This window comes from Brevundimonas sp. UBA7506, from assembly GCF_002479495.1.
Taxonomy (GTDB): Bacteria; Pseudomonadota; Alphaproteobacteria; order Caulobacterales; family Caulobacteraceae; genus Brevundimonas.
Genome location: NZ_DLNQ01000005.1, coordinates 388305 through 401859, shown reverse-complemented (window position 1 = coordinate 401859; position 13555 = coordinate 388305). Strand labels below are relative to the sequence as shown.

General features: G+C 66.2%; 14 protein-coding genes. 5 read left to right on the top strand and 9 right to left on the bottom strand.

What is annotated here, in order from left to right:
• Nucleotides 1–172: 172 nt before the first annotated feature.
• Complete coding sequence (locus B3K53_RS03745; protein WP_409515773.1) at nucleotides 173–1729, top strand: AMP-binding protein; 1557 nt, start codon at nucleotides 173–175, stop codon at nucleotides 1727–1729.
• A 107-nt stretch (nucleotides 1730–1836) separates the two neighbouring features.
• Nucleotides 1837–2256 carry a DoxX family protein gene (locus tag B3K53_RS03740; RefSeq protein WP_292082750.1) on the top strand — a complete coding sequence of 140 codons (420 nt, stop codon included), beginning with the start codon at nucleotides 1837–1839 and terminating at the stop codon, nucleotides 2254–2256.
• A 21-nt stretch (nucleotides 2257–2277) separates the two neighbouring features.
• On the opposite strand, the gene ygiD is transcribed toward B3K53_RS03740, so the two are convergent.
• The 4 genes from ygiD to B3K53_RS03720 all read right to left on the bottom strand — a co-directional run bounded on the left by ygiD (nucleotide 2278) and on the right by B3K53_RS03720 (nucleotide 5034).
• Complete coding sequence (gene ygiD, locus B3K53_RS03735; RefSeq protein ID WP_292082749.1) at nucleotides 2278–3033, bottom strand: 4,5-DOPA dioxygenase extradiol; 756 nt, start codon at nucleotides 3031–3033, stop codon at nucleotides 2278–2280.
• A gap of 4 nt (nucleotides 3034–3037) precedes the next feature.
• Nucleotides 3038–3640, bottom strand: a complete 603-nt coding sequence (gene wrbA, locus B3K53_RS03730) for an NAD(P)H:quinone oxidoreductase (RefSeq protein ID WP_292082748.1) — start codon at nucleotides 3638–3640, stop codon at nucleotides 3038–3040.
• An 88-nt stretch (nucleotides 3641–3728) separates the two neighbouring features.
• Nucleotides 3729–4196: a hypothetical protein gene (locus tag B3K53_RS03725; protein WP_292082747.1), complete on the bottom strand. Its 468-nt coding sequence runs from the start codon at nucleotides 4194–4196 to the stop codon at nucleotides 3729–3731.
• Entirely contained in the window at nucleotides 4171–5034 is an 864-nt protein-coding gene (locus tag B3K53_RS03720) for a D-alanyl-D-alanine carboxypeptidase family protein (protein WP_292082746.1), read from the bottom strand. The genes B3K53_RS03725 and B3K53_RS03720 overlap by 26 nt, the downstream gene beginning before the upstream one ends.
• Nucleotides 5035–5146: 112 nt before the next feature.
• Here B3K53_RS03720 and B3K53_RS03715 point away from each other — a divergent pair, with 112 nt between their 5' ends.
• From B3K53_RS03715 to B3K53_RS03705, 3 genes are read left to right on the top strand one after another with little or no spacing between them, the layout of a single operon-like run.
• Nucleotides 5147–6511, top strand: a complete 1365-nt coding sequence (locus tag B3K53_RS03715) for an MFS transporter (protein ID WP_292082745.1) — start codon at nucleotides 5147–5149, stop codon at nucleotides 6509–6511.
• Nucleotides 6512–7315 (top strand): nucleoside triphosphate pyrophosphohydrolase, encoded by an 804-nt coding sequence (gene mazG, locus B3K53_RS03710; RefSeq protein ID WP_292082744.1) that lies wholly within the window; start codon nucleotides 6512–6514, stop codon nucleotides 7313–7315.
• Nucleotides 7312–7872 carry an HAD family hydrolase gene (locus B3K53_RS03705; protein ID WP_292082743.1) on the top strand — a complete coding sequence of 187 codons (561 nt, stop codon included), beginning with the start codon at nucleotides 7312–7314 and terminating at the stop codon, nucleotides 7870–7872. Before mazG ends, B3K53_RS03705 begins: the two co-directional genes overlap by 4 nt.
• 107 nt (nucleotides 7873–7979) lie before the next feature.
• Here B3K53_RS03705 and B3K53_RS03700 read toward each other — a convergent pair whose 3' ends face one another.
• The 5 genes from B3K53_RS03700 to B3K53_RS03680 all read right to left on the bottom strand — a co-directional run bounded on the left by B3K53_RS03700 (nucleotide 7980) and on the right by B3K53_RS03680 (nucleotide 13549).
• Nucleotides 7980–9608, bottom strand: coding sequence for a Na+/H+ antiporter (locus B3K53_RS03700; RefSeq protein ID WP_292082741.1), 1629 nt, complete (start codon nucleotides 9606–9608; stop codon nucleotides 7980–7982).
• A 4-nt stretch (nucleotides 9609–9612) separates the two neighbouring features.
• Complete coding sequence (hflX, locus tag B3K53_RS03695; protein ID WP_292082740.1) at nucleotides 9613–10926, bottom strand: GTPase HflX; 1314 nt, start codon at nucleotides 10924–10926, stop codon at nucleotides 9613–9615.
• A complete protein-coding gene (gene hfq, locus B3K53_RS03690; RefSeq protein WP_105563529.1) occupies nucleotides 10927–11172 on the bottom strand; it encodes an RNA chaperone Hfq in 246 nt (81 codons plus the stop codon). It abuts the gene before it with no gap.
• 107 nt (nucleotides 11173–11279) lie between these two features.
• A complete protein-coding gene (locus tag B3K53_RS03685; RefSeq protein ID WP_292082739.1) occupies nucleotides 11280–12140 on the bottom strand; it encodes a D-amino-acid transaminase in 861 nt (286 codons plus the stop codon).
• Nucleotides 12140–13549: a sigma-54-dependent transcriptional regulator gene (locus B3K53_RS03680; RefSeq protein ID WP_292082738.1), complete on the bottom strand. Its 1410-nt coding sequence runs from the start codon at nucleotides 13547–13549 to the stop codon at nucleotides 12140–12142. Before B3K53_RS03680 ends, B3K53_RS03685 begins: the two co-directional genes overlap by 1 nt.
• Nucleotides 13550–13555 lie beyond the last annotated feature (6 nt).

The window sequence follows — 13555 nt, the reverse complement described above, 5'->3', positions numbered from 1 at the left end:
GGCGGTATGTCGGCTTTCCGACCGCCGATGGCAAGCCACAGACGGTTTCAGTGATGGAGATGCGACGTTCACGCGACGTTACGCATCTTTTCAAGGCGACCTTACGTCACTAGGTTCCGGCCTCTTGTAACCGAGAGGGCCGCCGAGAGCTCTCCGAAGGAGGACGTGCTTGCTGCGGGCAGCCCTGGACCCCAAGGTCTATGACGAATCCCTGTTCGACGCGCTGATTGATGCGCGCGCCCGCTATGGCGACAAGGAGATCCTGGAAGATCAGGATCGTCACCCCCTGACCTACACCGGCCTGATCCGCGCCGCCTTCGTGCTGGGACGCAAGATCGCCGCCATGACCCAGCCGAGCGAGCGCGTCGGCGTCCTGCTGCCGTCCAGCGCGGGCGTGGTCGTCACCTTCTTCGGCCTGCACGCTTTCGGCCGCGTGCCGGTCATGCTGAACTTCACCTCGGGCGAGGCCAATCTGAAGGCGGCGCTGAAGACGGCGGGCGTCAGCAAGATCCTGTCGGCCAAGCGCTTCGTCACGCAGGCCAAGCTGGACGACCTGATGGAGACGCTCGGCGAGGTCGCCGAGATCATCTGGCTGGACGACGTGCGCAAGACCATCGGTCTGGCCGACAAGCTGTATGGCCTGAGCGCAGGCATGGCCCCGCGCCGCTTCCGCACCAAGACCGACCCGGATTCGCCGGGCGTGGTCCTGTTCACCTCGGGCAGCTTCGGCGCGCCCAAGGGCGTGGTGCTGAGCCAGCGCAATCTGGTCGCCAACGCCCGTCAGGTCGCGGCGCACATCGACCTGAAGCCCGAGTGGGTCATGTTCAACCCGCTGCCGACCTTCCACTGCTTCGGCCTGACCGGCGGGGTCATCCTGCCGCTGCTGCAAGGGATGAAGGCCTTCGAATACCCCTCCCCCCTGCACGCCAAGCAGATCACCGACCTGCTGCCCCAGGTGAAGGCCTCGATCCTGTTCGCGACTGACACCTTCCTGAACCAGTACGCCCGCGTAGCCGAGCCAGGCGACTTCGCCACGTTGAAGTTCGCCGTGGCCGGCGCCGAGAAGGTGCGCGAGGAAACCCGCGCCGCCTTCAACGCCAAGTTCGGCGGCCTGACCCTGCTGGAAGGCTATGGCGCGACCGAAGCCGCTCCCGTGGTCGCCGTGAACCATCCCGACCGCAACCGCCCGGGCACGGTCGGCCAGATCATGCCTGGCATGGAATACCGCCTGGACAAGGTCGAGGGGATCGAGGGCGGTGGCCGTCTATACTTGCGCGGCCCGAACGTCATGGCCGGCTATATCTCGCCGAGCGACCCGGAAGGAATCGAACCTCTGGCGGACGGTTGGCACGACACCGGCGATATCGTCGACATCGACGCCGAGGGCTACATCACCATCCTCGGCCGGGTGAAGCGCTTCGCCAAGGTCGGCGGCGAAATGGTCTCCCTGCTCGCGGTCGAGGATATGGCCGGCGCCGTCTGGCCCGAGCATCGCCACGCGGCGGTTTCGGTACCCGACAGCAAGAAGGGCGAGCGTTTGATCCTGGTCACCGACCATGCCGGCGCCGAATCCGCGCGCCTTTCGGAGTGGGCGCGCGAAAACGGCGCGCCTGAACTGGCGGTGCCGAAGAAGATCATCAAGCTGGACGTCATTCCGGTCCTGGGCACAGGCAAGACCGACTATGTCGCCATCCAGAAGCTGGTCGAGGATGCGTTGAAGGCCGGCTGATCGGGACGGCTTGCAGAGCCCGCGACTTCGCCTAACCTCCGCCTTTGCGTCTTGCGTCGATCCGGTTTGCGGAACCGGCGGTCGTGCGCCATCGGGAGGAAAGACTTATGGCGAGTGCAGCGTCCATTTCGGGTTGGGCCCCGCGATTCCAGAGCGTTCTGCGGATCGTGGCCGGGCTGCTGCTGCTTCAGCACGGCGCGCAGAAGATCCTGGGCTTTCCGCCCGGCGGACATGGCGGCGCGTTCGACGTCTCCAGCCTGTCCACGCTCGCCGGCTGGTCCGGCCCGATCGAGCTGGTCGGCGGCATCCTGATCATCCTGGGCCTGTTCACCCGCCCGACCGCCTTCATCCTGTCCGGCTTCACCGCCGTGGCCTACTGGATGGTGCACGCGCCGCAGAGCCCCTACCCGATCAACAACGGGGGCGAGCTGGCGGCGCTCTACTGCTTCGTCTTCCTGTACCTCTTCTTCGCCGGGCCGGGCCCAATCGCCCTGGACAGCATGATGCGCGGCGGCCGCCGTCGCTAATGGCCTGAGACGGCGCCTGGATCAGCCGATCCGGGCGCCGGTCATCGAGATAGAGCCGCCCTCGATCACGTCATTGAAAAAGCTCACCACCTCGCCCGGCGCCTGCTGGGCGGCGACGTAGAGCAGCGGCAGATAGTGTTCGTCGGTAGGCACGCTGAGCTGCGCCTGTTCGGCCAGGTTCACCCAGTCGATCAGGGCGTCATGATCGCCCGCGACAAAGGCCCGCTTCACCGCCTCGTTAAAGTCGATGGCCCAGTCATAGGGCTCGCCGCCCGCCCGTTTCCACGTCCGCAGATTGTGCACGAAGTCGCCGGACCCGGCGATCAGGACGCCTTCGTCCCTCAGAGGATGTAGCGCCTTCGCCAGCTCATAGTGGCCCCGCGCGTCGATGGTGCGGTCCAGCGACAGCTGAACGATCGGCACGTCGGCTTCGGGCCAGACATGGGCCAGGACTGACCAAGTCCCGTGATCCAGCCCCCATTGCGTCGTCTGTTGCGCGCCGGTCAGTTCCACCACCCGGTCCGCCAGCGAAGGCGAACCGGGCGCGGGATACTGCATGGCGTGAAGTTCCTCCGGAAAGCCGCCGAAATCATGGATGGTTTCCGGCCGCTCCTGCGCCGTCACGCCCAGCCCGCGCGTCTCCCAGTGGGCCGAGACCATGACCACGCCCTTGGGCTTGCCGATCTCCTCTCCCAGCGCGCGCCAGGCGTCCGCGTAGGGACCGCCCAAGGCGTTCATCGGAGAGCCGTGACCAAAGAAGATAGCGGGCTGGCGCATGATCTTAACCGTGCAGCTTCTTGGCGATCTCAGCGAGATGCTGACCCTGATAACGGGCGCCGTCCAGTTCGTTGTCACTGGGCATGCGCGAGCCGTCGCCCTTGGTCAGGGTGGTGGCGCCATAGGGCGAACCGCCGGTGATCTCGTCCATGTTCATCTGGCCCTGGAAGCCGTAGGGCAGCCCCGCGACGACCATGCCCTGATGCAAGAAGAAGTTATGCAGGCCGCTGAAGGTGGTCTCCTGACCGCCGTGCTGGGTCGCCGAGGCGGTGAAGGCGCCGCCGACCTTGCCGATCAGCTTGCCCGTGAACCACAGGCCGCCGGTCTGATCCAGGAAGGCGCGCATCTGCGAAGCGGCGGTGCCGAAGCGCGTGCCCGCACCGATGATGATGGCGTCGTAGTCGACCAGGTCATCGACCGTGGCGATCGGCGCGGCCTGATCCAGCTTGTAGCCCGACTTCAGAGCCAGTTCGGTCGGGACCGTTTCGGGGACGCGTTTGATGTCCACCACTGCCCCGTCCACCCGGCGCGCGCCCTCGGCGACGGCTTCGGCCATCTGCTCGATGTGGCCATAGGTCGAGTGATAGAGGACGAGAATCTTGGGCATCGAACGCTCCGCTAAATCTGACTGACACAAAAGCAACTGCATCAGTTCCTGATTTAGCGAGATGCTGCAGCGCCGCAAGTCCCGATCGTCAAATTTCCATGCGCCGGGCCAAGGGGCAGACGCGGTCGTAGAAAGCCTGACTGGCCGGCGCCCGCCCCCCTCGCGACAGGATGAAGCGGTGCTCCACCACCATGGCCTGCTGCTCGATGTTCAGACCGCTCCAGTCGCACAGGTCGTCCAGCGGGTAGGCGTAGGCGGCAGGTCCGTCTCCCGCCCTGAGCTTGTTCAGCAGCAGGTTCAGCCCGTTCTGCGCCTGCCATACATGGACAAGTTCGTGGATGAAGACGGCCTGGGTCCGCAGCGGCGCGCGCGACAGGTCGGGCTCCAGCGTCTTCTTGGGCCAGACGATCCAGTCGCGCCCGAACCAACGCCCCGGCACGAAGGCCCGATCAAAGGGCCAGGGCGAACCCAGGAAACGAATGTCGTTCAGCCGCAGCGCCGCGCCAAAAACCTCGCGCGCCAGCGCAGCCTCACCGTCCGCCAGCGGCCGTATCATTGCCTGTCCATTCCCAATGCCAAGGCTCGAACACATAGGGGGTGAAACCGAAACGGGCGGCGTTGGCCACCAGCCAGCGATAGGCCGGCCCCTGGGCCATGTGGCGGCGGCTCATGGGATCGGTCGAATCCACACCCATGCCGGCGACATGGCCGACATGAATGTCGATCGCGGTTCCCGTGCGATGTGGCGAACAGGCGGCGCGGCGCACGCCATCGCAATTGCCCTGCGCGGCGCAACGGGCGGCGTCGGCTTCAGGGTCGCGGAAACCCGAGAATATCTGCATCAGCTCAGGATCAGCGGCGATGGCGGGCACCTCGGCGCGAGCGGCGGCCGCCATGCGGCGATAGGCGTCCAGCACGTCGCGGCGCAGCAATCGGGTCATGCGCTGTGCGTGTTCTTCGGCGGGATCAAGATAGGCCAGCATGATATTCGGCGGCGGCTCAGGACATTCTCCCCTTACCCGCGCCATGACGAAGGGGCGGCGCTCCTGCCACAGGCCGCGGAACACCTGAAAGGTCGCCTGGTCGAACTGCCCCGTCACCATCAGGCCATAGCGCGCCTGAAACCCCGCCAAGGCCTCGGCGAAGGCCGGCGACGCGGGATCGCACGGCGTGCCGATCTCGCGCTGGATCAGGGGCGTATAGGTTTCCCAGCCCCATTCCGCTGATCCGAACGGCGACCATTCCAGGGTATAGAGCGAAATCCCGTTGGCCTGGGCTGCGCCGTCCCATGCATTGGTCGGCCGGTCGCAGATCTGGGCGTCGGCCTTGGCTGCACCTGCCCCGCCGAGAACCGCGAAGAAGGCCGCCGCTAGGATCGCAATTCGCACTGACATGACATTAGCAGGCCTCAGGTCGCGCTCGACTGCAAGGCCGTCTTCGCCTGTTCGCGGAAAACCGGCATGGTGAAGCTGCGGCCGACTCAAGGCCGCTCATCCCGGACGCCCGATGTCATCTGTCTCCGCTGCTGACGCCCCACGTCGTTCCAACGCCGTTCTGGCCGCTTTTTCCGGTCCCTGCCTGCCGCTGGCGGCCTTTGGCGTGGCCCTGCCCGTCACGCTGCCGGAGTTCTACGCCACCCATGTCGGCATGGAGATGGGCATGGTCGCCGCCGTCTTCATGGCGGTGCGGGTGATCGACATCCTGTTCGACCCCTTCATCGGCTGGGGCATGGACAAGACCAAGACGGCTTTCGGCCGCTATCGCCCGTGGATGGCGGTCTCGACGCCGATCCTGATGCTGTCGGCGCTGATGATGTTCGTCCTGGTCCAGCCCGGCGCCGGCCCCGCCTATCTGTTCGCCTGGCTGCTGGTCCTCTACCTCGGCTTCTCGATCGGCACGCTGAGCCAGCTTGGCTGGGCGGCGGTTCTGGCGCCCCAGTATGATCAGCGCAGCCGGGTCTATGGCTGGTGGCAGGTGTTCAACATCATCGGAGTCATCCTGATCCTCATCCTGCCGACCGTGGTGGTTAAGACGGGCATCGGGAACTATGCCGACGGTGTGCGGATCATGGGCTGGGCCATCCTGATCGCCCTGCCCGTCACCATCGGCCTGGCCATGATCGCCGTGCCGGAACCGGTCAACCTCGGCGCGCCGCCGCATGGCGGGCCAGGGGCTTATTTGGCCCTGTTCAAGATGAAGACGGTGCGCAAGCTGCTGATCGCCGACCTGCTTCTGGGCATTGCGCCGGGCATCACCGGCTCGCTGCTGTTCTTCTTCTTCGGTCAGATCAAGGACTACGACCACACCCAGGCATCGCTCTTCATGCTGATCTACTTCATGGCCGGTCTGGTTGGCGCGCCGATCTGGGCCTGGCTGGCGACCAAGATCGGCAAGGACAAGGCCTTGGCCGCCGCCAGCCTGATCTTCGCGGTCTTCTATGTCGGCGCGACCCTGGTTCCCGGCGGCAACTTCGCCCTGACGGCGACCGCCATGTTCATCGCTGGTCTGCCCTATGCGGCGGGTCTGTTCCTGCTGCGCGCCATGATGGCCGACGCCGGCGACGAGGTGCGACTGGAAACGGGCGTGGACCGCACCGGCCTGATGTTCTCCATCCTGTCGGCGACGACCAAGCTGGGCCACGTCTTCGCCCTGCTACCCTACGCCCTGCTGCCCCTGGTGGGGTTCAAGGCACTGCCCGGGCCCGAGGGCAACAGCGAGTTCTCGCTGCTGATCCTGCAAGTCCTGTTCATCGCCGTCCCCGGCCTGCTATTGGCCGCAACCGCATGGGTTTTGAAGGGCTACCCCCTGACGCCCCAGCGGCATGATGAAATCCGCGAGGCGCTTGCGCTGCGCGACGCCGGGACCGCCTGAATGACCCACTCCGTCGACCGCCTGAAAGAGATCATGGTTCGCTTGCGCGATCCGAACGGCGGTTGCCCCTGGGACGTCGAGCAGACCTTCGCGACCATCGCCCCCTATACGATCGAGGAGGCCTACGAGGTCGCCGACGCCATAGAGCGCGCCGACATGGAGGAGTTGAAGGTCGAACTGGGCGACCTGCTGTTCCAGGTCGTCTTCCACGCCCGCATGGCCGAGGAAGCCGGACATTTCGCCTTCGACGACGTGGCCGAGGCCATGGCCGACAAGCTGGTCCGTCGCCACCCGCACGTCTTTGGCGAGGAGGCCGCCAAGCCCGACGGCTCGGCGCAGAAGGCGCGCTGGGAGGACATCAAGGCCGCCGAGCGCAAGGCCAAGGAACAACACGGCGTTCTGGACGATGTACCCGTCGGCCTGCCCGCCCTCACTCGCGCCGCCAAGCTGACCAAGCGGGCAGGCCGCGTCGGCTTCGACTGGCCATCGACCGACGAGGTCTTCGACAAGCTGGCCGAAGAGGTCGAGGAGTTGCGCGTCGAGATCGCCGCCGGCGACAAGGACAAGGCGCGCGAGGAACTGGGCGACCTGTTGTTCGTCGTCGCCAACCTGGCCCGCAAGCTGGAACTGGAGCCCGAGGACGCCCTGCGCGCCGCCAACGCCAAGTTCGTCCGTCGTTTCGGCTTCATCGAGGCAGAACTGGCCAAGGACGGCCGTACGCCGGAACAGTCCGACCTGGCAGAGATGGACGCGCTTTGGGACGCGGCCAAGGCGGCCGAGAAGGCGGCTAAAGCAGCGGGATGAATGGCCCGTTCGACCTCATCATCTTCGACTATGACGGGGTCATCGCCGACAGCGAACTGCTGAACAATGCGGTGATGGCCGAACTGCTCACCGACATCGGGCTGCCGACGACCCTGGATGACGCCTTGGCGACTTATCTGGGCAAGCGGTGGCTGGACTGCGAACCCATCATCTCGCAGCGCCTGGGCGCGCCCTGTCCGCCCGGCGTGCGCGAAGAATGGACCCGGCGCTGTCATGACCGCGCCGGACTCGAGCTCGGCAGCGTAGCCGGTTTCGAGGCCTTCCTTTCCGCCCGCGCCGAGCGCCGCTGCGTCGCTTCGTCCAGCCCGCCGGATTGGATCGAGATGGGCCTACGCCGCTTCGGTGCCCATCAGACATTCGGCGGCCCGATCTTCAGCGCCGCGGTGCACGTCAGCCGAGGCAAGCCGCACCCCGACCTGTTCCTGTTCGCCGCCGAAGCGATGCAGACGGCGCCGTCACGCGCGCTGGTCATCGAGGACAGTCCAACGGGCGTCATCGCCGGCGTGGCGGCGGGCATGACCGTGGTCGGCCTATGAGCCGGCGGGCATGTGCGCGACGGTCATGCCCAGACCCTGGCGGATGCCGGCGCGCATCAGGTGTTCGACAGCTATGCCGATCTGGCCGCCTGGATCGCCGTCGCGCCTCAGACGTAGCGCAACTCCTGCAGGTCGACCTCGCGGATCAGCTTTCTTGCAGTCTCTTCGTCGACCAGCCGCATCCGGCCCAGCCGCACCAGTTCGGCGCGCTCGGCGGCCAGACCGGCCAATCGCAGGTGGCGCTCAATCTCGTCCGCCTTGCGCGTCAGCATCACATCGTCGCCCTCGGCATGGGTCCGTGTCTCGATGCGATAGCGATAGACTTCCATCAACCGGGCTGCTGTCTCGGCGTAGAGATCAGGATTGCTCTTGCCCTCGGCCATGGCGTGCTGGGTATCCTCGATAGCCCGCATGGCGGCCGAGGCGGCGGCGACGCGCGAGCGGTCTTCTTCTTCCAGGTGCGACGGCTCCGGCGGGAGTTCGACACCCTTGAGCAGGCGCGGCAGGGCGACGGTCGCAAGGACGAGGGAGACAATGATCACGCCCGCCGCCAGAAAGATCGCCAGATTGCGCGCCGGCATGGGCGAGCCGTCGCCCAGCACGAAGGGTAGGGTCAGGATGCCCGCCAGGGTGATCGCGCCACGCACCCCCGCCAGGGACATAACCGCCACCAAGCGCCAGCCGACCTTGGGGGGCGCGTTCTTGCCGCGCTTGCGGAACAGGGTCAGCTTCAGCGAAGTCCACACCCAGACGAAGCGCAGGGCCGCCAGCGCCGCCACGATGGCGAAGACATAGACCGCCAGCCACCAGATTTCCTTATGCTGGGTCGATTGGATAACCTCGGCCGCGCGCGCCATGATCGACGGCATTTGCTCGCCCAGGATGACGAAGATCAGGCCGTTGGCGACGAACTGCACCGTATCCCAGACGACGGCGCGACGGATGCGGGTCGCCGCCATGGCCGAGCCCTGTCGCTCGGTAAAGCTCATGGTCACGCCGGCGGCGACCGCCGCCAGAATGCCCGAGGCGTGGACGGCTTCGGCCGCCAGGTAGGCGGCGAAAGGCATCAGCAGGCTGATCAGGATCTGACCGCCGACGTCCTCGCCCCAACGACGGCTGATCCAGCCCTTGATCAGGCCGATCGCCAAGGTGACCGCGACGCCTACGGCAATGCCCGCCACCGCCAGCCAGGCGAAGGTTCCGACCGCGCTGGTCAAGGAAAAAGCTCCGGTCGTGGCCGCAATGACGGCGATCCGCATGCAGGTCAGACCCGTCGCATCGTTCAGCAGCGACTCGCCCTCCAGGATATGCATCAGCCGCTTCGGAATCGGCGCGCGCGCCGCGATGGCCGAAACGGCGATGGGATCGGTCGGCGACAGGATGGCCGCCAGGGCAAAGGCCACCGCCAGCGGCATCGCCGGGATCATCCAGTGGATCAGAAAGCCCAGCCCCACCACGGTGAAGACCACCAGGCCCAGCGCCAGCTCCAGGATCACCGCCCGATCCCGACGCAGCGCCTCCTTCGGGATGCGCCATCCGTCCACGAACAACAGGGGCGGCAGGAACAGCAAGAAGAAGATGTCCGGTTTCAGATCGACAGCTTCGCCGGTGATCAGGACGACCGCCGCCCCCAGGCCGATCTGCACCAACGGCAGGGCGATCCGCGTGATCCGCGCCACCCAGCCTGACAGCACCACGGCCAGCAACAGGAACAGGATGGTCTCGATCAGGTGCATGGGCTCAGTCGATAATGTCCGGGTAGAGGCGTTCCAGCCGCCCGAGCGCCGCCGGGTGCAGGCGCACGACCAGATGGGTCCGCCCCTGCTCGTCGGTGTCGCGGAAGGTGACGCGACCATTCTCATAGAGCCAGGCCAGGGCCTCGCCCTGATGCGGCTCCAGCGTCAGGCGGGTCTCGGGATCATCGTCAATCAAGCCCGCGATGGCGTCGCGTAGAGCGTCGATGCCCTCCCCGGTCCAGGCCGAGACGGCGACCGCCTTGCCCTCCCGCGCCAGACGTTCGGCCTGCCCCAGCACTGCTTCGCGCACGTCGGCGTCCAGCAGGTCGATCTTGTTCCAGACCTCGAGGATGCGGCGTGTCTTGCCCTCCGGCGTGGGGATTTGCTCCAGCACGGCCTCGACGTCCTTGGCCTGGGCGTCGCTGTCGGGCGAGGCGATGTCGCGGACGTGCAGGATCAGGTCGGCTTCACCCACCTCTTCCAACGTGGCGCGGAAGCTCTCGACCAGCTCGTGCGGCAGGTCGGAGATGAAGCCCACGGTATCGGCAATGATGGCCGGCCGCCCCTGCGGCAGCCGAATGGTGCGCTGGGTGGTGTCGAGGGTGGCGAACAGCAGGTCCTTGGCGAAGACCTCGGAGCCGGTAAGCCGGTTAAACAGGGTGGATTTGCCTGCGTTGGTGTAGCCGACGAGAGCCACCGACGGGAAAGGCACCTTCTTGCGCGCCTTGCGGTGCAGACCGCGCGTGCGGCGCACCTCTTCCAGCTCGGCCTTCAGCCTCACGATCCGGTCGGCGATCAGGCGCCGGTCCAGCTCGATCTGGGTTTCCCCCGGACCGCCGGTCGAGCCGGTGCCGCCGCGCTGGCGCTCGAGGTGGGTCCAGGTACGGACCAGGCGCGAGCGTTCGTAATCCAGCCGCGCCAGTTCGACCTGCAGCCGACCTTCCTTCGTCCGCGCACGGCGTCCGAAGATTTCCAGGATCAGGCCGGTGCGGTCGATGACCTTCACCTCCCACGCCTTTTCAAGATTGCGCTGCTGCACAGGGGACAGGTCGTCGTCGACGACGACGGCCTCGGCGTCGGCGGCGCGGACCAGGGCGGCCAGTTCCTCGACCTTACCGGACCCGAACAGGGTCGCGGGCGCGGTCGAGCGCAGACGCACGATCTCTTCGGCGCGCACGTCCAAGTCCAGCGCGCGGGCCAGGCCCGCGGCTTCCTCAAGGCGTTCGGAAGCCAGTCGCGGGCTGTCCGAGCGGCGGTCGGGGTGGATGACGACCGCCCGGATCAGCGGAACGGCGTGGTCGATAAGCTTGGAGGTCAATCAGTCTTCTTCGGCGTCGGGCTCGTACATCTGCACGGGCGCGGACGGCATGATGGTCGAGATGGCGTGCTTGTAGACGAGCTGCGACTGGCCATCGCGACGCAGCAGCACACAGAAGTTGTCGAACCAGGTCACAATGCCCTGCAGCTTGACGCCGTTCACCAGGAAGATGGTCAGCGGGGTCTTGGTCTTGCGGACGCTGTTGAGGAAGGTGTCCTGAAGGTTCTGGCGTTTGTCTTGCGACATGGCAGGTTGGTCCTGTTCTTGGTTCTTTTTCGCCGGCCAAGGCGGCCGGTGCGGACCCATCGGCCCGCACACAACCTTAAACGCGCCTTCGCAGTCGCGGCAACGCCCTAAATAGCCTCGCGACGCGCCTGTTCAAGATAGACCTCGCGCAGACGGGTCGCGACCGGGCCCGGCTTGCCGTCCGCGATCTTCGATCCGTCCAGCGAGATGATCGGCATTACGAAGGAGCTGGCGGCGGTGACGAAAATCTCCTTGGCCCGCTTAGCCTCGTCCACGCTGAACGGCCGCTCGTCCAGCTCAATGCCCTCGGCCTCGGCCAGCTTCAGTATGGCCGTGCGGGTGATGCCGCGCAGGATGTTGGCCTGGGTGTCACGAGTGCGCAGCTTGCCGTTCTCGTCGACGATCCAGGCGTTGGTGGACGAGCCTTCAGTCACCAGCCCCATGTCATCGACCATCAGGCACTCATAGGCGCCCTTCTCGCGCGCAGCCTGCTTGGCCAGGACGTTGGGCAGCAGACCCACGGTCTTGATGTCGCAACGGCCCCAGCGGATATCGGGCATGGTCACGCCCGCCGCGCCCTTGGCGGCCAGGGCTTCGCCCTTGGCCAGATCGATGGTCTTGGACGTGACGATGACGCTGGGCGGTGTGTCCTTCGGGAAGCCGTGATCGCGTGGCGAAGTCCCACGGGTGACCTGAATATAGACGATGCCGTTACGCACCCGGTTGCGCCGGATGGTTTCCTTGAGCACTCGTTCCAGGGCTTGGGCGGTCATCGGGATCGGGATGCGGAGTTCGGTCAGGCTGCGGGCCAGCCGCGTCATGTGACCTTCGAAATCGGCCAGCTTGCCATCGAACACCGACCAGACCTCATAGACGCCGTCGGCGAACTGGAAGCCGCGATCCTCGATGTGAACCGTGGCGCCGTTGTGGGCCTGATAGGTTCCGTTGACGTAGGCGATCCTGGACATCAGGCGCCCTCTCCTTCTTCGTCTTCGCCGCCGCGAGCGGGCGAAACGCCCAGCGACTTCAGTTTGCGGTGCAGTGCGGATCTTTCCATGCCGATGAAGGCGGCAGTGCGCGAGATATTTCCGCCGAAACGCATGATTTGCGCGGCCAGATAGTCCCGTTCGAACACTTCGCGCGCCTCACGCAACGGCAGGGCGATGATGCGATCGGCGCCCAGAGATGACGCCCCACCCGACGACGCCACTTCCTGGGGCAGCATGTCGGCCGTGATCGGCTCGTCCGGATCGCCCGTCGCCAGGATCAGGAGGCGCTCGACGTTGTTGCGCAGTTGGCGGACGTTGCCCGGCCAAGGATGGACCTGAAGCACGGCAAGCGCATCGTCGGCGATCCGGCGATGCGGCAGCCCCTGCGAGGCCGACAGGTTGTCGACGAAATATTCGATCAGCTCGCCGATGTCCTCACGACGCTCGGACAGCGGGGGCACGCGGATCGGCACGACGTTCAGGCGGTGGAACAGATCCTCGCGGAACCGACCCTCGGCGATCTCGACCTTCAGATCGCGCGCGGTCGAGGTGACCACGCGGACGTCCACCTGCACGTCCTGCTCCCCGCCGACACGACGGAACCGCTGCTCGACCAACACGCGCAGGATACGGCTCTGGCTCTCACGTGGCATGTCGCCGACGTCGTCCAGATAGAGTGTGCCGTTGTGGGCGCGCTCGAACACGCCGATCTTGCGCGGACGGCCGTCGCCGCCCTCTTCGCCGAACAGTTCCACGTCCAGCCGTTCCGGGGTCATGCCGGCGGCCGAGATGGCGACGAACTCGGACTTGGCGCGGGGGCTGCCGTCATGGATCTGACGCGCCACGAGCTCCTTGCCCGAGCCGGGCGGGCCCGAAATCAGGACGCGGCTGTTGGCCGGCGCCACCTTGGCGATGGTGCCGCGCAGCAGTTGCGCCGCCGCCGATTTCCCAATCAGGCCAGTGGGCGCCATCGTCTGCGCCCGCAGACGGCGATTCTCACGCTTCAGAGCGGCGGCTTCCAGCGCGCGCTCGATTACGACCACCAGGCGATCCGATTTGAACGGCTTTTCGATGAAGTCATAGGCGCCGCGCTTCAAGGCGCTGACGGCGGTTTCGATGTTGCCGTGGCCTGAGATCATGACGACCGGCAGGTCCTCATCCAACTCCTTGACGACATCCAGCAGCTCCAGCCCGTCCAGACCGCCGCCCTGCATCCAGATATCGAGCACGGCCAACGACGGCTTGCGCGCCCGGATCGCGGCCAGGGCCTCATCAGAGTTGGCGGCCGTTCGGACCGAATGGCCCTCGTCCTCGAGCAAGCCTGAGACCAGTTCGCGGATGTCCGCCTCGTCGTCCACGACCAGAATGTCGGCACCGGTAATGCGCATGACGCC

What these genes read in the sequence shown, in the direction of transcription:
- B3K53_RS03740 (WP_292082750.1), top strand. Translation starts at nt 1,837, where the DNA reads ATGGCGAGTGCAGCGTCCATTTCGGGTTGGGCCCCGCGATTCCAGAGC.
- ygiD (WP_292082749.1), bottom strand. Translation starts at nt 3,033, where the DNA reads ATGCGCCAGCCCGCTATCTTCTTTGGTCACGGCTCTCCGATGAACGCC.
- wrbA (WP_292082748.1), bottom strand. Translation starts at nt 3,640, where the DNA reads ATGCCCAAGATTCTCGTCCTCTATCACTCGACCTATGGCCACATCGAG.
- B3K53_RS03725 (WP_292082747.1), bottom strand. Translation starts at nt 4,196, where the DNA reads ATGATACGGCCGCTGGCGGACGGTGAGGCTGCGCTGGCGCGCGAGGTT.
- B3K53_RS03720 (WP_292082746.1), bottom strand. Translation starts at nt 5,034, where the DNA reads ATGTCAGTGCGAATTGCGATCCTAGCGGCGGCCTTCTTCGCGGTTCTC.
- B3K53_RS03715 (WP_292082745.1), top strand. Translation starts at nt 5,147, where the DNA reads ATGTCATCTGTCTCCGCTGCTGACGCCCCACGTCGTTCCAACGCCGTT.
- mazG (WP_292082744.1), top strand. Translation starts at nt 6,512, where the DNA reads ATGACCCACTCCGTCGACCGCCTGAAAGAGATCATGGTTCGCTTGCGC.
- B3K53_RS03705 (WP_292082743.1), top strand. Translation starts at nt 7,312, where the DNA reads ATGAATGGCCCGTTCGACCTCATCATCTTCGACTATGACGGGGTCATC.
- B3K53_RS03700 (WP_292082741.1), bottom strand. Translation starts at nt 9,608, where the DNA reads ATGCACCTGATCGAGACCATCCTGTTCCTGTTGCTGGCCGTGGTGCTG.
- hfq (WP_105563529.1), bottom strand. Translation starts at nt 11,172, where the DNA reads ATGTCGCAAGACAAACGCCAGAACCTTCAGGACACCTTCCTCAACAGC.
- B3K53_RS03685 (WP_292082739.1), bottom strand. Translation starts at nt 12,140, where the DNA reads ATGTCCAGGATCGCCTACGTCAACGGAACCTATCAGGCCCACAACGGC.
- B3K53_RS03680 (WP_292082738.1), bottom strand. Translation starts at nt 13,549, where the DNA reads ATGCGCATTACCGGTGCCGACATTCTGGTCGTGGACGACGAGGCGGAC.